8 protein-coding genes are annotated in these 20,336 nt (G+C 68.6%); 5 read left to right on the plus strand and 3 right to left on the minus strand.

Annotated features, from left to right (window positions below):
* Positions 1–46: 46 nt before the first annotated feature.
* Positions 47–1,099, minus strand: a complete 1,053-nt coding sequence (argC, locus tag V5F48_RS17700) for an N-acetyl-gamma-glutamyl-phosphate reductase (RefSeq protein WP_394259780.1) — start codon at positions 1,097–1,099, stop codon at positions 47–49.
* 373 nt (positions 1,100–1,472) lie between these two features.
* Positions 1,473–2,927 (minus strand): sensor histidine kinase, encoded by a 1,455-nt coding sequence (locus V5F48_RS17705; RefSeq protein ID WP_394259781.1) that lies wholly within the window; start codon positions 2,925–2,927, stop codon positions 1,473–1,475.
* A gap of 244 nt (positions 2,928–3,171) precedes the next feature.
* Here V5F48_RS17705 and V5F48_RS17710 point away from each other — a divergent pair, with 244 nt between their 5' ends.
* The 4 genes from V5F48_RS17710 (at position 3,172) to V5F48_RS17725 (ending at position 17,049) form a co-directional block, all read left to right on the plus strand.
* The gene (locus V5F48_RS17710) at positions 3,172–12,030 is read left to right on the plus strand and encodes a peroxidase family protein (RefSeq protein WP_394259782.1); all 8,859 of its coding nucleotides are present in this window, start codon (positions 3,172–3,174) and stop codon (positions 12,028–12,030) included.
* 182 nt (positions 12,031–12,212) lie between these two features.
* Positions 12,213–14,000 (plus strand): type I secretion system permease/ATPase, encoded by a 1,788-nt coding sequence (locus V5F48_RS17715; RefSeq protein WP_394259783.1) that lies wholly within the window; start codon positions 12,213–12,215, stop codon positions 13,998–14,000.
* A 43-nt stretch (positions 14,001–14,043) separates the two neighbouring features.
* On the plus strand, positions 14,044–15,726 hold the full coding sequence (locus V5F48_RS17720) for a cadherin-like domain-containing protein (protein WP_394259784.1): 1,683 nt from the start codon (positions 14,044–14,046) through the stop codon (positions 15,724–15,726).
* Between the two features lie 12 nt (positions 15,727–15,738).
* Positions 15,739–17,049, plus strand: a complete 1,311-nt coding sequence (locus V5F48_RS17725) for an HlyD family type I secretion periplasmic adaptor subunit (protein ID WP_394259785.1) — start codon at positions 15,739–15,741, stop codon at positions 17,047–17,049.
* Positions 17,050–17,169: 120 nt separating this feature from the next.
* Here the strand turns inward: V5F48_RS17725 and V5F48_RS17730 are convergent, their stop codons facing one another.
* The gene (locus V5F48_RS17730; protein WP_394259786.1) at positions 17,170–17,895 is read right to left on the minus strand and encodes a response regulator; all 726 of its coding nucleotides are present in this window, start codon (positions 17,893–17,895) and stop codon (positions 17,170–17,172) included.
* 351 nt (positions 17,896–18,246) lie between these two features.
* Here V5F48_RS17730 and parE point away from each other — a divergent pair, with 351 nt between their 5' ends.
* Complete coding sequence (gene parE / locus V5F48_RS17735; RefSeq protein WP_394259787.1) at positions 18,247–20,307, plus strand: DNA topoisomerase IV subunit B; 2,061 nt, start codon at positions 18,247–18,249, stop codon at positions 20,305–20,307.
* Positions 20,308–20,336: the final 29 nt, after the last annotated feature.

Here is a 20,336-nt window from a genome sequence, read left to right on the forward strand (position 1 = left end):
CTGCAGCCATGAGGCGGCGCCCACCGGGGACGCCGCCGCCTTCGCATCACGGCATGAGGGCGATCTGGTCGAGCCCCAGGGTCTCGGGGAAGCCGAGCACCAGGTTCATGTTCTGCACCGCCTGGCCGGAGGCGCCCTTCACCAGGTTGTCCAGGGTGGAGACGAGGATGGCGCGGTTCGGATTGCGGTCCGCGGCGACGCCCAGGAACACCATGTTCGAGCCCCGCACGTGCCGCGACTGGGGCACCTGCCCGAACGGCAGGACATGCACGAAAGCCTCGCCCTTGTAATAATCGGCGAGGATGGAATGCAGGTCCTCGGCCCGCACGCCGGTGGTGCGCACGAAGATGGTGGCGTAGATGCCCCGGTTCATGGGCGCCAGCACCGGCAGGAACATGGGGGCCACGGGACGACCCGCCGCCTTGGAAAATTCCTGGTCCAGCTCGCCCATGTGCCGGTGGCCGGAAACCGCATAGGCGTGGATGCCTTCCGACACCTCGGAGAACAGCATGGCCTCCTTGGCGGAACGGCCGGCGCCCGACATGCCGGTCTTGGAATCCACCACGATGCTCTCCGGATCGATGGCGCCGGCTTCCAGGAGCGGCACGATGGGCAGGATGGCGGTGGAGGAATGGCAGCCGGGATTGGCGACGAGCCGGGCCTTGCGGATCTCCTCGCGATAGATCTCCACGAGGCCGAACACCGCTTCCTGCTGGAGTTCCAGCGCCTGGTGCGGGTGGCCGTACCACTGCTCGTAGGCGCCGGGGTCCTTCAGGCGGAAGTCGGCGGACAGGTCCACCACCTTCACCGCGGGCGCGGCGTCGAACACCTTCTTGATCACCAGCTGGGTGGTGGCATGGGGCAGCGCGCAGAACACGAGGTCGACGCCGGTGAAATCCACCTCGTCGATGGTCACGAGCTTCGGCAGGGGGAACGGCGCGAACTGGGGGAACACCTCGGCCATGGTCTGGCCGGCCTTGCGGTCGGCGGTGAGCGCCACCAGTTCCACGCGCGGATGGCGCAGCAGCAGGCGCACCAGCTCGGACCCGGTGTAGCCGGAGGCGCCGAGAACTGCGATCCGTGCCTTTGCGTCCGCCATGCTGGCTCTCCATCACCGGCGCGCGGGGGTTTCTGCGCCGGCGCCGGGCGACGCTGTCTACACCGCTTTTTGCGACGAATGAAGGACACACCGCCCACAGTTCCGGCCAAACCGCCGGCGGGGTGCCGGCAGGGTCGCCGGACGAGCGGGGGTTGCGCCCCTCCCCTTGCGAGAGCAATTCCAGCAAAGTGCGACGCGGTTTTCGTCCGGAATTGCGATGAAACAGAGGTTTAGAGCCTGTTCGGCGAACCGGTGCTTGCCGAACAGGCTCAAATACCATCGGCCTTTTGTCTTTGACCGATGCCAAGTGGGTCCGCTCACGTGGGTCCGCTCAAGCGCCGCGCGGGCTTGAGCAATGGCCCATGAGCAAAGCTCACGGGCCATTGGTATCAGGCGGGCCGGCGGCGCGGGGCGGGCGAAGGCCGAGGGGAAGCAAGACCTCCACCCGCGCGCCATGGGGCGCCACGCGCGCCAGACGGATCTCGCCACGCATGGCCTCCACCCGGCTGGCGAGGCTGGCGAGGCAGGGCCACGCGCCGCCCGACGGCGACGGGGGATCGGGAAAGCCGGGCCCGGCATCGCTGATGGTGAGGACCAGATAGCCCTCGCGCGCCTGCGCCTGCACCGCCTGCCCCGCACCGCCGCCGTGGCGGAAGCTGTTGGACAGGGCCTCCTGCACGATGCGGAAAGCGCTCACCTTCACGGATTTGCGCACCTGGGGCGGCAGGACACCGAGGCGCAGGGCGACCGGACGGCCGGTGATCTTCTCATGCCCGGCCACGGCGAGCCGGATGACGCCCTCAAGGTTCTCGTCCTCCAGTTCCGGCAGGGCAAGGCCGGTGGTGATGTCGCGCAGCTCGTCCACCACCTGCTGCAGCTCGGCGCCCAGTCCCCGCCCGGGCTCAAGGCCCCGCCCAGGCTCAGGGTCCCGCCCCGGCTCAAGGCCCCGCCCGGGCTCGCTCTCCCCCAGCCGCAGGGCGAGGATGGCGAGGCGCTGGATCGGCCCGTCATGGATGTCGGAGCCCACCCGCGCCAGGGTCTTCTCGATGGCGACCATGGCATCGTGGCGCGCCTGCTCGGCGAGGCGCGCCAGCACGGCGCTGCGCCGCCCGAGCAGACGCGCACGCTGCGCTTGCCGCACCAGGGCCGCCCGCTGCCGGTCGATGGTCACCGCCGCGTTGATGACCAGCAGATAAAGGAATGCGACCATGGCCACGGTCGCGGCGCCCACCATGGGCCAGGTCTTCAGGCTTTCGGCACGCGCAAGGCGATCGATCTCGTCGCTGCGCTGGTCCGCGGCGGCGATGGCAGCCACCGCGCCGGTCGCCGGATCGCGGACCGGGGCATAGACGCGCATGTAGGCACTGCGCTCGGCGTGGAATGCGGCCCCCCCCGATCGCACCACGGTCTCGCCCGCAAGCACGCCGGTCCGTACCTCCGGCGGCAGCGCCTCCTCCATGGCACGCCGGCGCGTGGAGAAAACCTGGACCCCCTGCGTATCCCAGATCGTGATCGCCACGAACTCCTTGCCGAGGCTCCCGCCGATCTTGGCGGTCAGCCACCGCGCGGCCTCGCCGGACCTGGGATCGGGATGGGACATGAGTTCGCCCACATGATCGCCCAGCGCGTCGTCGAGGAAGCGTCCGGTGGCGGCGATGGCGCTCTGCCGCCAATCGGTTTCGATGCGACCCTGGATCCACGCGCCGAGCACCAGCATGGATGCGGCGAACATGAGCGAGGCGGCCAGCAGGAACTGGGTGCGCAGTCCAAGCCGCCGCCACAGACCGACCAAAGTCTCGAGACGTAGTACCGACCAAAGTCGGTTCATGCCCCGACCAACAGAACTAGGGATTCCCCGGTAATGGGCGGGTCCAGAGCGTGAGACCTTCTGGTCTATCTCGTTTTCCACGACCTGTTCACCATCACAACGACTGATGCAATCAGGGTAGCGGCAATTTCGCCTTGGGCCAAAGAAATAGTGGCCGCCGCGAAACGTCCCCGCGCTGCTGAAAGTCTTGAGCCCTGCCGGGAAGGATTTCCGCGTGCGGGGGCCGCCACCGACGGAGGGCGTCATGGTCCAGCTGGTCCGCAATGATCTCGAATTCATCCTGCAGCAGATCAAGATTTCGGAGGCCCATGCGGCGGGTATCCCGCTGACGGAAATCCGGCTCGACGCCAACGGCGCCGTGATCGCCGATCCCGCCTGGTACCTTTCGCCGGCGTTCGACCCGAACGCGCCACTCGCCATTCCCGATCCCAAGACGCCCTTCGGCCTGCGCACGGTGGACGGCACCTACAACAACATCGTTGACGGTCGCGAGACCTGGGGCGCAGCGGACCAGCCCATGCCGCGCATGCTCGACCCCAACTTCATCAACGACGCCGACGGCGACCAGATGGACCTCGGACCGGGCGGCACCGTCACCAACACCGATTATGGCGCCGCCGGCAATGTGGCGGACGCCGACCCGAGGCTCATCTCGAACCTCGTGGCGGACATGAGCTTCAACAATCCCGCCGCCATCGTGGCCGCGCTTACCTTCGCCGGCTCCACCACCATCTACGGCGCCGGCGGCGACCTCGAACAGGTGCGCGACGGCCATGCCGCGCTCATGGCGGTGCTCGCCGATCCCGGCGCCGACCAGGCGGCGAAGAACCAGGCGCAGGCGGATTTCGAGGTGCTGCTGGCCGCCAAGGGCCTTGAGCAGGAGAACGGCTCCCTCGTCATCCCCAACGTGGCACCGGACGAAGGCCTGTCGGCGCCCTTCAGCGGCTGGATGACCTTCTTCGGCCAGTTCTTCGACCACGGCCTCGACCTGATCTCCAAGGGCGGCAACGGCACCATCTTCGTGCCGCTGGCCGCCGACGACCCGCTCGTCACCCACGGGCCGGACGGCATCCCCGGCTCGGGCGACGAGGTCTCGCCGCAGAACGCCTTCATGGTGCTCACCCGCTCCACCCCGGTGGCGGGGCCGGGGGCGGATGGCGTGATGGGCACCGCCGACGACACCACCCACGAGGCGGTGAACACCACCACGCCCTTCGTGGACCAGAACCAGACCTACACCTCCCACCCCTCCCACCAGGTGTTCCTGCGCGAATATGCAACCGGAACCGACGGCAAGACGGTGGCCACCGGCCGGCTGCTCAACGGCACCGATGGCGGCCTGCCCACCTGGGGCGATGTGAAGACCCAGGCGCGGGAGATGCTGGGCATCGAGCTCACCGACGGCGACGTGGTGAACCTGCCCCTGCTGCGCACCGACGCCTATGGCCGCTTCATCCCCAACGCGGACGGCTACGCGCAGGTCATCGTCGGCGTCGGCGTCGACGGCATTCCTAATACCGCGGACGACGCGGTCGTATCGGGCACGGCCGACAATCCGGTGAACACCTTCACGGCGGCGGCCATCCGCACCGGCCATGCCTTCCTCGACGACATCGCCCATGCGGCCAGCCCCATCAATAGCCAGACCGGGGCGCTGAAGACCGAGGACGCCGACGGCGTGGTCAACGGCGACCTCGACGGCAACGGCGTCATCGACGGGGCCGAGGTGGCGCTCCAGCCCGGCGCCTATGACGGGGAATTGCTGAACCTCCACTACATCACCGGCGACGGGCGCGGGAACGAGAATATCGGCCTCACCGCCGTGCATCACGTGTTCCATTCCGAGCACAACCGGCAGGTGGACGCGCAAAAGCTCACCATTCTCACGTCCGGCGACACCGCCTTCATCAACGAATGGCTGGCCGGTGACATCTCCGAGCTGCCGGCGGGCTTCGCCGAAATGACCAAGCTGGAGCAGCTCGACTACGCAAATACATTGAGCTGGGACGGCGAGCGCCTGTTCCAGGCGGCCCGCTTCGCCACCGAGATGCAATACCAGCATCTGGTGTTTGAAGAATTCGCACGCAAGATCCAGCCGGCCATCGACCCGTTTGTCTTCAACAGCGTCACCGACATCAATCCGGCCATCTTCGCGGAGTTCGCACACACGGTCTATCGCTTCGGCCACTCGATGTTGACTGAGAACATCGCGATGGTGGATGGCAACGGACAGGTGACGGAGATGGGCCTCATCGAGGCCTTCCTGAACCCCACCGCCTTCGCCGGGCTCGGCACCGCGGACGAGGCAACCGCCGCCCTCATCCATGGCATGTCCATGCAGCAGGGCAACGAAATCGACGAGTTCGTCACCGGCGCCCTGCGCAACAACCTGCTGGGCCTGCCGCTGGATCTCGCCGCCATCAACATCGCCCGCGGCCGCGACACCGGCGTTCCCACATTGAACGACGCGCGGGAGCAGCTCTATGCCGCCACCGGATCGAGCTTCCTCACGCCCTACGAGAACTGGGTGGAGTTCGCGGCAAACCTGAAGAACCCGCTGTCGGTGGTGAACTTCATCGCCGCCTACGGCACCCACGCCAGCATCACCGCCGCCACCACGTCCGAGGACAAGCGCGCGGCGGCGTGGGACCTTGTGTTCGGCGTCGCCGGTGAGACCGTCGAGCAAAAGGCCGAGCGCCTCGCCTGGCTCAACGGGCCGGCGGCGGAAACCGGCGTCAACGCCATCGACCTTTGGATCGGCGGCCTGGCGGAAAAGGAGATGCCGTTCGGCGGCATGCTCGGCTCCACCTTCAACGCCGTGTTCGAGGCGCAGCTGGAAAACCTGCAGGACGGCGACCGCTTCTACTATCTCACCCGCACCCAGGGCCTGAACTTCCTCAACGCCCTGGAGCAGAACTCCTTCTCCAAGGTGATCCTGGCCAACACCGATCTTGCCGATCCCGGCCCGGACGGCATCCGCGGCACGCCGGACGACATCGTGGCGCGGCATCTGGGCATCGACGTCTTCGCCCGCTACGACCATTACCTTGAAGTCAACGCCGCCATGCAGCTTGAGCCGGACCCCACCGGCAACGACCCGGTGCTGGAGGGCATGGGCCTCGGCAAGGTGCAGCGCGACAACCCGGCCACCCCCGGCCTCGACACCAACTACCTGCGCTTCACCGGCGGCGAGCACGTCAATTTCGGCGGCACCAACGGGGATGACATCATCATCGCCGACTTCGGCGACGACTCCATCTGGGGCGACGCCGGCAACGACCGCATCGAGTCGGGCGCGGGCGTGGATCTCGTCAATGGCGGCGCCGGCGACGACATCATCACCGATTCCGGCGACACCGGTGACTTCCTGAAGGGCGAGGCCGGCGACGACGTGATCGCCAATTCCAACGGCCTCGACATTCTCATGGGCGGCACCGGCAAGGACGCCATCTTCGTCGGCGTGGACGACACCGAAGTCTTCGGCGGCGAAGGCGACGACTTCATCCTCGGCGGCGCCGGCGTCGACCTCCTGATGGGCAATGAAGGCGACGACTGGATCGAGGCCCGCGCTGGCTTCGACACCACCGCCGGCGACAATTCCCAGCTGTTCTTCAACTCGAACATCCTCGGCCACGACGTGATGTTCGCCGGCTCCGACGAGCATGATTTCGACGCCGAATCCGGCGACGACATCATGGTCCAGGGCGAGAGCGTCATGCGCAACGAGGGCATGTTCGGCTTCGACTGGGCCACCTTCCAGGGTGCGAACATCAACGGCTATGCCGACATGCGCATCCAGATCTTCACCACCGAGCAGCAGGACATCCTGCGCAACCGCTTCGACAAGGTGGAGGCGCTGTCCGGCTGGCAGAACGACGACACCCTGATCGGCGACGACCGCACCGCGACGCCGCCGGTGCCCGGCGTCCCCGTGACCGCGGTCAACGAGGGCGTCTTCTTCAACGACGAGCTGACCCAGGCCGGCGTCAACCGCATCGACGGCCTGCGCCAGTTGCTCGGCCCGCTGGTGGCGGCGGCTCCCGTGGGTGCGAGTGCGGCGGAGCTGGAGGCGATCATCGCCTTCACCGGCGGCAACATCCTGCTCGGCGGCGGCGGCTCGGACCTGCTGGAAGGCAATGGCGGCAACGACGTGCTGGACGGCGACGCCTGGCTCAACGTGCGCATCCGCATCACCGCGCCGGGGGCCACCAACACCGCCGCCAATGAGGTTGCCACCATCGACAGCCTCGCCCACGTCTTTCCGGCGGATTTCGCCAACGCGGACTGGGCCGGCAAATCGGTGTTCGAGCTGATGGTGGACCGCCAGATCTCGCCCTCCCAGCTCCATATCGTGCGCGAGGTGCTCACCGATACCACCCCCGGCGCCACCGACACCGCCGTCTTCTGGGACCTCCAGGAGAATTACACCCTCACGCCCAATGACGACGGCACGGTCACGGTCACCCATGTCACGGTCACCCCCGGGGTCATCGATCCGAGGACCGGCCGCGCCCGCGTCTCCGACGACACCGACCGGCTGAGCAACATCGAGCTGATCCAGTTCGCCGACGGCCTTGTGACTGTCGCGGACCTCTTCCCCGATCCCAACAGCCCCGCCGCCGGCGCGCCCGCGATCAACGACCTCACCCCCACCGAGGGGCAGGCGCTGACCGTGAACGTGGCGGGCATCACCGATGCCAACGGCCTCGGGCCGCTCGCCTACCAGTGGCAGGTCTCCACCGACGCCGGCGCCACCTGGACCAATATCGCCGCGGCCCAGGGCGGCACGGCACCGACCTTCACGCCGGCCCAGGCCCAGGTGGGCGCGCTGCTGCGCGTCGCCGTCTCCTTCACCGATGGCGACGGCTACAGCGAGAGCGTCACCTCCGCGGCCACCGGCGTGGTGGGCGACCTGTTCGTCGGCGCCAACGCCACCAACAACACCTTCAACGGAACCGCCGGCGACGACATCGCCACCGGCGGCAACCCCGGCGGCCTCTTCGGCCTCGCCGGCGGCAACGACACGCTGAACGGCAATGCCGGCAACGATGTGCTCGACGGCCTCGGCGGCAGCGATACCCTCAATGGCGGCGCCGGCAATGATACGCTGCGCGGCGGTGACGGGGCGCTGGACACCGCCGTCTATTCCGGCGGGCCGGGCAACTTCAACTTCGGCCAGTCGGGCACCGACCTCGTGGTCACCGACCTCACCGGGGCGGAGGGCACGGACACCGTCAACGGCGTGGAGCGGATGCGCTTTGCCGGAACCGACTACACCGTGGTCACCAGCGCCACCAACACGCTCACCGGCGGCGCCGGCATCCTGCAAGGCAACCGCGCCGACATCCTGCTCGGCTTCGCCAACAACGACACCATGAACGGCAACGGCGGCAACGACATCCTGGTGGGCGGCGCCGGCAACGACACGGCCAACGCCGGCGCCGGCACCGACACCATCCTGTGGCGGGTGGGCGACGGCCGCGATTTGATGGATGGCGGCACGGGCACAGACACCGTCCATGTGGCCGGCGACAGCACCGCGGAGACGTTCCACATCTGGACGGTGGCGCAGGCCACGGCCGCCGGCATCACCGGGCTCGCCGGCACCACCGAGATCGTCATCACCCGCAACGGCACCAATAATGCCGCGATCATCGCCGAGTTGGACAATATCGAGGAGATCGTCATCAACGGCCTCGGCGGCGGCGACACCTTCGTGCCCCACGGCAATTTCGGCACCACATCGCTCTCCACCAGCACCATCACGCTGGAGGGCGGCGCGGGCGACGACACGGTGGACATCAGCGCCCTCACCTCGGCGCACCGGGTGGTGTTCCGCTCCAACGGCGGCAATGACACCGTCATCGGCACGGCGCGGCCGCAGGATGTGTTCGACGGAGCGTCCATCAGCTTCGCCGGCGCCACCGGAACCGACCCGGGTGGCGGCGGCTCCGGCGGCAGCGAAGGCGATGGCCCCACCGGCGCCTTCGCCCTCACCCCGCGCGACATCGAGGGGCTGAAGAAGCTCATCTCCGGCGTCCTGCCGTTCCCGGACGACGACGACGCCGAGCATGCGCTTGGCCCGCGCGCCATCTCCGGCGCCGGCAACAATGTGGACAACCCGGACTACGGCAAGTCGGACACCCTGTTCCTGCGCCTCACCCAGGCGCGCTACGGGGACGAGGACCCCGCGACCGGCAACCGCGCCCTCAACCCGATCTACGACGGGCTTGACCCGCGGACCATCTCCAACCTCATCGGCACCCAGGAAGCGGGCCTGCCGACCAATGCCGAGGGCGCCAACATCTTCTTCATGGCGTTCGGCCAGTATTTCGACCACGGCCTCGATTTCATCGCCAAGAACGCGGCCAACGGAAAGATCGCCATCGGCGGGGCCGGGACCGGGGCGCCGGGCTCCGGCAATCCCGCCGACCTCACCCGCGCCGAGGTGGTGGGCTTCGATGCCGACGGCACGCCGCAGCACGTCAACAAGACCACCGCCTTCGTGGACCAGAACCAGGCCTATGGCTCGCACGGGCTCGTCGGCCAGTTCCTGCGGCAGGGCGATGGCGAGGGCGGGCTCTCGTCCTACCTGCTGAAGGGCGCGCCGGACCCGTCCAGCCCGACCTTCGCCCTGCTGCCAACCCTGCGGGAAGCGCTCCAGCACCACTGGGACAACAACACGGTCTTCACCGACCCGTCGCTGCCCGGCGGCACGGTCGCCTTCCGCGACTACGTCACGGATCTCGAAGTCTCGCCCGGGGTCACGGCCGACCTCTTCAATCCGGATGGCAGCTTCAATCCGGACGTGGTGGCAAAGCTCGCCGGCGACTTCATGGGTTCAGGCCAGGCCCTGCTGCTGGACGTGAATCCGTTCATGAACCTGCTCGACAATTACGTGGCCGGCGACGGACGGACCAACGAGAACTTCGCCCTCACCTCGGTGCACACCATCTGGGCGCGGAACCACAACTTCCATGTGGACCAGCTCAAGGCAGCCGGGTTCGACGGCACCGACCAGGAGCTGTTCGAGGCCGCCAAGGTGCTCAACGAGGCCGAATACCAGCGCGTGGTCTTCACCGAGTTCGCCGACAAGCTGCTCGGCGGCATGCGCGGCGACGGCGACCACGGCAATGGCGGCTACAATCCCGACGCCGACCCCGGCATCTCCCACGAGTTCGCCGCGGCCGCCTACCGCTTCGGCCATTCGCTGATCGGCCAGACGCTGACCGTGCTCGACGCCAACGGCCAGCCGAAGCAGGTGGCGCTGTTCGACGCCTTCCTCAACCCCACCAACGATGCGGAGGCGTTCACCACCGATCCCACCGCCTATTACACGCCGCAGCCCGGCTATGAGCAGTTGGGCGTCAACGCCATCCTCGGCGGCATCGTCAGCCAGCCGGCGGAGGCGGTGGACTTCAACATCGTGGACGCCGTGCGCAACGACCTGGTGCGGCTCAACGCCGACCTGTTCTCCTTCAACCTTGCCCGCGGCCGCGATGTGGGCCTCGGCACGCTGAACCAGGTCCGCATGGACCTGGCCGCCTCGACCGACCCCTATGTGCAGGAGGCGGTGGGCTTCGCCGGCGCCATGACGGCCTATGCGTCCTGGGAGGATTTCCAGCAGCGCAACGGCCTCTCCGACACGGTGATCGCCCAGTTCAAGGCCGCCTATCCCGACCTTGTGCTGGATACGGCGGAGGACATCGCCGCCTTCGTCGCCGTCAATCCGGACATCGCGCTCCTCGACGGCGACAACGGGGCGAAGATCGTCAAGGGCATCGACCGGGTCGACCTGTGGGTGGGCGCCCTCGCCGAAACCCATGTGAACGGCGGCATGGTGGGCCAGACCTTCTGGACCATCCTGCATGAGCAGTTCGACCGCCTCCAGGAGGCCGACCGCTTCTACTACAAGGACCGCGTCGAAGCCTTCGACTTCTATGAAGACTTCATCGACGGCCAGGAGTTCTCGGACATCATCCTGCGCAATACCGGCCTTGAGGGCCTCGCCGAAAGCGTCTTCGACACCGAAATACCCGATGGCGCGGATGAGGACGACGAGGTGACCGAAAACAACGGGGACGACGACGAGGCAGACCCGGACGACACCACCGGAAACGGCGATGACGAAGAGGACGAAGAGGACGAAGAGGTCGCCGAAAACGACGACGAAGAGGACGAAGACGAGGACGACGACCACACTCCCACCACCCCGGCGCCATCTACGCCCCAGACTCCCGCCGCCGCCATCGCGGCGTTCCTGGAGCAGTTCTTCGGCGAGCGCGGCGGCGATGCCCTCGGTGGGCTGGTCGAGAAGCTCACGGCCTTCCTCGACCGCTTCGGCGACGATCGCAGGCCGGGCCATGCAGACGACGAAGCCCAGGGCACGACGCAGGTCGCCGGCACCACCGGCACGAGCGGAACCGACGACAGCAGCGACGGACCCGCCGCCGGACGGCTCGACGGGGATTGGCACCACCGTGGGCGGTTCGACCGGAGGGACGACGCCCGGGACGATGACGATGACGGCCTCGCCGCCCTCGCCGCCGCCCCTGCTCCGGACGCCTCCGACGCCTTCCACGGCCCGCGTCCCCTGCCGGCGCACCTCACGGTGGACCAGTCCGATGCCACCGCCGACCTCACGGTCGCCCTCGATCAAAGGGGCGATGGCCACCACGGCCACCACGCCCATGGACGCGGCGGCTGGGGCGACCGCGACGGCCAGAACGTGGCCACCGGATCCGGCGACGACACCATCGTCGCGGGGCGCCGCGCCAATACGATGGACGGTGGCGAGGGCGACGATGTCTTCGTCTTCCGCTCGGTGCGGGCGGCGGATGGCGACACGATCCTGGGCTTCGAGCCCGGCGACCGCCTCGACCTCTCCGCCATCGACGCGGACCGGGGCATGGCCGGGGAACAGGCCTTCACGCTGGTCAATGGCCCGCTCAGCGGACCGGCCCAGGTCGCCGTCACGGTGGAGACCGGCGCGGCGGGCGAGGTCACCGTCATCGAGGGGTCGGTGGACGACGACGCCACCGCCGACTTCCGCATCGAGATCGCGGGGCGGCACGACGTGAAACCGGAACACCTCGTGCTGTGATCTCCTGGAGCACGCGCCGATCAGCTTGCATCGCAAGCTGATCGGGCACCGCGTTCTCGTTCCTTAGGTTTGGAGCCGGATCGGCTCGGATTGATCCGAGCCGATCCGGCTCCAAGGCCGGGGCGCCCCAGCCCCCGCCTTTTCCCCGCGTCCCTCAAAGTGGTTCATCAGGGCGGCCCACCATGGCGACCTCTTCCAGCACATCCGCCAGATCCCGCACGGCCCGCGAGCGCGACCTGAAGAAGCTCACGGCCGGCTTCCGCAGCATGGCGGTGTTCCTGTTCATCGTCTCCGGCGTCATCAACATCCTGGCGCTCACCGGCTCGTTCTACATGATGCAGGTGTACGACCGGGCGCTCACCTCCGGCAGCATCCCGACCCTCATCGCGCTGTCGGTGCTGGCGCTCGGGCTTTATGTGTTCCAGGGGGCGTTCGACCTCATCCGCTCGCAGGTGCTGGTGCGGGTGGGGGCGCGCTTCGACCGGTCGGTAGCGCCCATCGCCCACAAGGTGGTGGTGGACATGCCGCGCCTCGGCTTCTCCACCACCGAGGCCATCGAGCGCGGCCGCGACGTGGACACGGTGCGCAACTTCCTCGGCAGCACCGGCCCCGGCGCCCTGTTCGACCTGCCGTGGGTGCCGATCTACGTGGGCTTCGTCTACATCCTGCACCCCTGGCTCGGGGCGCTGGTGCTCGGCGGCGCCGTGGTGCTCACCGTGCTGGCGCTGGCGAGCGAGCTGGTGTCGCGCCGGCTCGCGGTGGACACGCGCAAGGCGGCGCTGGTGCGCAACACCATCGCCGATTCCAACGCCCGCAATGCCGAGGTGCTCAAGGCCATGGGCTTTGCCGGCGATGCCGTGGAGCGCTTCCGCATCGCCAACATGGAGCACCTCGCCCTGCAGACCCGGTCCAACGACATCACCGGCGCGTTCGGGGCCATGTCGCGGGTGCTGCGCATGGTGCTGCAATCGGCCACCCTCGGCCTCGGTGCCTATCTCACCATCCATGGCGACATGTCGGCGGGTGGTATCATCGCCGCCTCCGTGGCCGGCGGCCGGGCGCTGGCGCCGGTGGACCTCGCCATCGGCAACTGGCGCGGCTTCGTGGGCGCGCGGCAAGCCTTCGGGCGCCTCAAGGAGACCATCGTCGCCCTCGGCAAGCTGCCGGAGCGGATCGAACTGCCCGCCCCGTGCGCCTCGCTGAAGGTGGAGAAGATCACCGTGGCGGCGCCGGGCAACGGCCAGGTGCTGCTCAGCGAGGTCGCCTTCGAAATCAGGGCCGGGCAGGCGGCCGGCATCATCGGGCCGAGCGCGGGGGGCAAGACCACGCTGGTGCGGGCCCTCACCGGCATCTGGCCGTGCCTGCGCGGCGCCGTGCGCCTCGACGATGCGGAGATCGGCCAATGGACCGAGGAGGCCATCGGCCGGCATCTGGGCTACCTGCCGCAGAATGTGTGCCTGCTGGACGCCACCGTGGCGCAGAACATCTCGCGCCTCGCCAGCGTCCGCGACGACGCGGCGGTGGTGGAGGCGGCGAAGGCCGCGGGGGTCCACGAGATGATCCTGCGCCTGCCCGAGGGCTACCAGACCCCCCTCGGCTCGGAGGGGGCGGCGCTCTCGGCGGGCCAGCGCCAGCGCATCGGCCTTGCCCGCGCGCTCTACGGCAACCCCTTCCTGGTGGTGCTGGACGAGCCCAACGCCAATCTCGATTCCGACGGCGAGATGGCGCTGAGGGATGCCATCACCGCGATCCGCACGCGCGGCGGCATCTGCGTGGTGGTGGCCCACCGGCCGAGCGCGCTGGCCGCGGTGGATCTCGTCGGACTGGTTCAGAACGGACGCCTCGCAGCCTTCGGTCCGAAGGAAGAGGTGTTGCGGCTGGAGGCGGTGGACGGCCGGCAGGCCGACAAGCCACGCGTCGCCCCCGCCCAAACCACTGCCCAGACGCCGCTTCAGGCCGTGGGCGCATGACATAGGGCGCACGAAACAGGGCGCGTGAATTCGGGAGCGTGACATGATCATCGTGAAGGGAACCCGCGCCGGCGGCGCGCAACGCGCACCCGCCGAGATCTACCGGACCCACGACGAGAAGCCGGGCGGGCGTATCGCCGCCATGGTCGGCGCCAGCCTTGCCGGCGCGCTCGCCTTTCTCGCCGCAGGCACCACCGGCGCCGAGGCCAAGCCCGAGCCCCCGCCCGGGCCGGAGCCCCCCCGCGACGAACCGCAGGCGCCATCCCCGGAGACGTCGCCCGCGTCCGCCACCGCCGAGGAGGACGATTCGCCGGCCGGCGAGACTGACGATCCATCCATGCCACGCCTCCCGGAAACGGAGGCTTTCGCCGACGCGCCCATGCAGCCCGACATGCCGGGCCGTCTCGGCCGGTCCGGCGCATCCATGCGGCAGCCCTCGGACGAGGCGGCCCCCCTGCCCGCCCCCTGGCCCGGCCGCGCGGAGGCGGACGGGCCGGCGCCGCGCAAAGCCATGCCCGCACCTGCCGCGGGGGGTGGTGGAGGTGGTGGTGGAGGTGGCGGGGGTGGCCCGTCGGCCACATCGGAAGGCGACGAGGAGGGTGACGACGACACCAGCCGCAATCGCCCGCCCCGGGTCGGGGACCCGGTGCCCCTGCCCAATGTCTCCGTCGCACAGGCGGTCTTCATTCCGCTCGCGGCATTGCTGGCCGGCGCCAGCGATCCCGACGGGCAGGCTCTGGATGTCCAGAATGTCGTCGTCTCCGCCGGCATGCTGGTTCCGACCACCGGCGGCTGGGTCTATCTGGCGCCCCAGACGGCCGAGCGCGTCACCCTCAGCTATGTGGTTTCGGACGGCATGGCAGGCGTGCCCCAGCACGCCGTCTTCGACATCGATCCGGAAGGCATCGCGGCAAGCCGCCTCGACCTGCCGTCCACCACCTTCGCCGCGTTGCCCGCTGCGGACCGAGACGAGCCGGACGGCACCGATGGGGACTCCGCCGAGGTCGCCCTCGCCGGGGTCGCCGCGGTCGTGGCCCGCGCCAATCATCCCGACGCGGGGAGCACGGATGCCGCCGCCACCGAGACGCCGGCCACCGAGACCCCCGCGGCGGACACGGTCGCGTCCGAAACCGTCCTCGTGGAGGCGGCCCCCGCTGGCGAAGGCGTCGCCCTCGCCAGCGGGGGCGACGTTACGGCACCCACCCAGGGCGACCCGGCGGTCGGCACCCCTCCCCCCGCCATCGAGACGGCTCCGGCAACGCCCGTCGAAGTCGCGATCACCCCGGCCGTGACCGACGCGCCGGCCGTGGACCCGGCCCCCATGGCCGCCGCTGCGGAGGCCGAGGCCGCTCCAGCCGATAGCGCGAGCGGGGACACCGCAGCCGTGGCGGCCTTCGCGCAGGTCGAGGCGGACAGCTTCGTCTTCGCGGACACGGCGCCCGCGGACACCTCCCAGCAATCGGTCAGCCAGATCGTCGACCTCCAGGTGGGCGACAAGCTCCAGGTCAATGCGTCGCCGATCACCGACAGCCCCACCACCCAGACCGGAGAACCCGACCAGCTCTTCACCGAAGCCTACGGCGGCGAAAGCGACACCCGGCCCTACGCGTTCCAGGCGGAGGCGACGCCGCTCGCCGCCGCCGCGCCGGCCGAGGCCCTCCCCCCGCCGGACGACACCGACGCCACGGCGCCGGTCCCCACCCCCGACGCATTGGCCCTGGCCTGACGGAGAGACGCCATGAGCAAGGAGAGCGATCTGTCCCGCGACGAGCCCATCTTCCAGCTCCGCAGCCATGTGGTGGCCGGCCTCGCCCTGGCGGTCTTCCTGTTCGCCGGCTGCGGCGGATGGGCCACCTATGCCCGGCTCAACGGCGCCGTGATCGCGCAAGGCACGGTGACGGTGGACCAGAACCTGAAGGAGGTGCAGCACCGCGACGGCGGCATCGTCGCCGAGATCGCCGTGAAGCAAGGCGACCTGGTGCAGGCGGGGCAGGTGCTGCTGCGGCTCGACGACACCGCCTCGCGGGCGGAATTGTCCATCGTGCGGGTGCAGCTCATCGAGCTACTGGCGCGGCGCGCGCGCCTCCTCGCCGAGCGCGACGGGCTGGAGCGCATCGAATTCCCCAAGGAGATCCACACCCTCGCGCCCGACGTGACGATGGTGACCCGCGACGAGGCCCGCCTGTTCGACGGCAACCGCTTCACCCGCCGGAGCCAGTCCGAGCAACTGGAACTCGCCATCATCCAGACCGGCGAGGAGATCCGCGGGCTCAATGCCCGCCGCTCCGCCAAGATCGAGGAAACCGAATTGCTCGGCCTTGAGCGGGAAAAGGTGGTCTATCTGTTCAACAAGGGCCTGACCGACGGCAGCCGGGTCCATGCCCTCAACCGGGAATGGGCGCGGATCAACGGCGAGAAGGGCGAGATCGAGGCCTCCATGGCCCGCGCCAACGTGCGCATCACCGATGCCCGCCTGCAGATCATCGCCCTCGACCAGAATGCCCGCACCGAAGCCCAGCGCGAGTTGCGGACGCTGGAGTCCCGCATCTCCGAGCTGAACGACCGGCGCGTGGTGATCGAGGACCGGCTCTCGCGTACCGAGCTGCGCGCGCCGCTCACCGGCCGGGTCAACGAACTGAGCGTCTACACCATCGGCGGCGTCATCACCCCGGCCGCGAAGGTGGTGACCCTGGTGCCCGCCGACGCCCGCCTGCGGGTGGAGGCGAAGGTGGCGCCCACCGACATCGACCAGGTGGAGCGCGGCCAGCCCGCCCGCCTGCGCTTCTCCGCCTTCAACCAGAACACCACGCCCGAACTGCGCGGGCGGGTGGTGCAGGTCTCGCCGGCCACCATCCGCGACCCGGTGGGCGGGATGGTGTCCTATATCGTGGAGATCGCCATTGATGACGACCTGACGAAGCTGGGCGATCGGGAGCTGGTACCGGGCATGCCGGTGGAGGTGTTTATCTCCGGCGTGGAGCGCACCGCCCTCGCCTATCTGGCGAAGCCGCTGACGGACCACTTCAACCGGGCGTTCCGCGAGCAGTGAGAGGCCATTTGTCTTCGACCGATGCCGGGAGCGTTACGCTCGACGCCGCGCGGGCGTGACCAGCGGCCCCGGTCTTTCGCCGGGGCCGAGAGAGGGTATCGCTCAGGCGCTGCGTGTCGCTCAGGCGCTATGCCTGGACACCTGGGCACCGGCCTCAGGCGTCCCGTTGAGGTTCTGCGCGGCGATGACCACCTCGACGCGGTTGCGCACATGCAGCTTCTGCATGAGGGTGGACATGTAGCCCTTCACCGTCTTCTCGCTGAGGGCCAGCGCCCGCGCGATCTCGCTGTTCTTCTTGCCGAGCAGCAGGAGCTGGACGATCTGGTCCTCGCGGATGGAGAGGTGCATGGCCTGCCGGGCGCGCTGCTGCCGGGCCTTGGCTTCCAGCTCGGCGATGATGCGCGCCGCGAAGCTCGGGGTGATGTAGGTTTCCCCCGCCATGGCGCAGGTGATGGCCTGGATCAGGTCACCCTGCGGCGATCCCTTCAGCACGAAGGCCGACGCCCCCGCGCTGAGGGCCTTGGCGGCCTGTTCCGCATTGTTGGAGGCGGTGAAGATCACGATGCGGGTCGCCGGAAACGCCTCGCGCACCCGGGCGACCGCCCCGATCACATCGCCCTGCATGGTGAGATCCACGACGATCACGTCGGGTCCGTGGCTCTGGGCGGTCCCGAGAATGTCGTCCACACCGCTGCCGGTCGAGACAACGCTGAAAGTCCCCGTCTTTTCGAGAACCGTCACGATCCCTTCGACAACGATTGGATGGTCGTCTACGACCGCAACCGAAATTGCGCACACTTTACGTACTCCCGGGCTGGAACCCGTCGAGGTGCTCACTATAAACATTAAAGAAAAACGTTCAAGTTCTCAAATTGCAACATCGCATCGCGCCGAGATGGTACCATTTGCCCGCTCTTCGATTACTTCGCTAACCTCAAAATATGTCATTTCGGTTACGCTGCATTGCAACCTATTCGACTCCGCTTCAAGCCGAAATTGGTATCATCCTCTGTTGTTCTTCGGGTCACAGAATGGTCGGGTCCGCAGTCGCCAAGCTTACGCACTGCAAGGCTCGGGCTTGCGTCCGGGGCGCCGGCGCACCACTCTTCGGCGGCGGCCATGATGCGCCGCACCCAGGCGGGGCCGACGCGACGAATAGCACTGCCCTCGCCCCTCCACTTCGGTTAATCAGGCTCCATGTCCCAATCCGACGATCTCTTCGGCTCCCCCCCGCGTCAGAAGCCCGCCGGCAAGCCGGCCAAGACGCCGGCCAAGACGGCCGCTGCCGCCGTGCCTGCCGCCGTGCCTGCCATGGACACCGACTACACCGCCGCCCACATCGAGGTGCTGGAGGGGCTGGAGCCGGTGCGGCGCCGGCCGGGCATGTATATCGGCGGTACCGATTCGAAGGCTCTGCACCACCTTTTCGCCGAGGTGATCGACAATTGCATGGACGAGGCGGTGGCCGGGCACGCCACCTTCATCGAGGTGCAGATGGCCGCCGACGGCTACCTCACCGTCTCCGACAACGGGCGCGGCATTCCGGTGGAGGAACACCCGAAGTTCCCCGGCAAGTCGGCCCTCGAAGTGATCATGACCACCCTGCACGCCGGCGGAAAGTTCGACAGCAAGGTCTATGAGACCTCGGGCGGCCTCCACGGCGTCGGCATCTCGGTGGTGAACGCGCTCTCCGACGACCTCGAGGTGGAGGTCACGCGCAACCAGACCCTCTACCGCCAGAGCTTCTCCAAGGGCCTGCCACAGGGCAAGCTGAAGGAAGTCGGCCGCATCACCAACCGGCGCGGCACCCGCGTGCGCTTCCATCCCGACCCCGAGATCTTCGGCCCGTCCGCCCGCTTCGAGCCGGCCCGCGTGTTCCGCATGGCGCGCTCCAAGGCCTATCTGTTCGGCGGGGTGGAAATCCGCTGGTCCTGCGATCCCGAGTTGCTGAAGGGCATCGAGGGCGTTCCGGAAAAGACCAGCTTCCGCTTCCCCGGCGGCCTGCGCGACTATCTTGCCGCCGACCTCGAAGGCCAGACGCTGGTGCATTCGGACATCTTCTCCGGCCGCATCCAGAAGCCGAAGGGCCATGGCTCGGTGGAATGGGCGGTGGCGTGGGTAGCGGACGCGGACGGCTCCATCTCCTCCTATTGCAACACCATCCCCACCCCCGATGGCGGCACTCACGAGAACGGCCTGCGGGCGGTGCTGCTGAAGGGGCTGAAGGACCATGCCGAGCGCTCCGGCCAGGGCAAGCGCGGCTCGCTCATCACCGGCGATGACGTGACCACCGGTTGCGCCGCCATGCTCTCGGTGTTCGTGCGCGAGCCGGAATTCCAGGGCCAGACCAAGGACCGCCTCGCCACCGCCGAAGCCGCCCGCATCGTGGAACAGGGCCTGCGCGACCCGTTCGACCACTGGCTCGCCGCCAATCCGGTGCAGGCCAGCCGGCTGCTTGAGCACGTCATCGACCGCGCCGAGGAGCGCCTGCGCCGCAAGCAGGAGAAGGAAGTCTCCCGCAAGACCGCCGTGCGCAAGCTGCGCCTGCCCGGCAAGCTGGCCGACTGCTCCAATACCGAGGCGGCCGGCTCGGAGATCTTCATCGTCGAGGGCGATTCGGCCGGCGGCTCGGCCAAGCAAGCGCGCGACCGCAAGACGCAAGCCGTGCTGCCCCTGCGCGGCAAGATCCTGAACGTCGCCAGCGCCACCCGGGACAAGCTGGCCCAGAACCAGCAGCTCGCCGATCTCGGCCAGGCGCTGGGCTGCGGCACGCTCTCCCACTACCGCGACGCGGACCTGAGGTACGAGAAGGTCATCATCATGACCGACGCCGACGTGGACGGGGCGCACATCGCCTCGCTGCTGGTCACCTTCTTCTTCCGGCAGATGCCGAAGCTGATCGAGGACGGCCACCTCTTCCTCGCCGTGCCGCCGCTCTACCGCATCACGCAAGGCGCCAAGACGCTCTATGCGCGGGACGACGCCCACAAGGAAAAGCTGCTGAAAAAGGAGTTTTCGGCCAAGGGCAAGGTGGATGTGGGCCGCTTCAAGGGCCTCGGCGAGATGATGCCGGCGCAGCTGAAGGAAACCACCATGGACCCGCGCACGCGCACGCTCCAGCGCATTGCCATCGCGGATGCCGAGCAGGCGGCCACCACCGACCTTGTGGAACGCCTCATGGGCAACAAGCCGGAAGCGCGCTTCGCCTTCATCTCCGAACGCGCGGCCTTCGCCGGCGAGGCGTTGCTCGACATCTGAGGCGCGGGCGCTGTTCGCGCCTTCAGCCT

The organism is Xanthobacter autotrophicus ATCC 700552 (assembly GCF_043194565.1).
In the GTDB taxonomy this organism is placed as follows: Bacteria; Pseudomonadota; Alphaproteobacteria; order Rhizobiales; family Xanthobacteraceae; genus Xanthobacter; species Xanthobacter autotrophicus_F.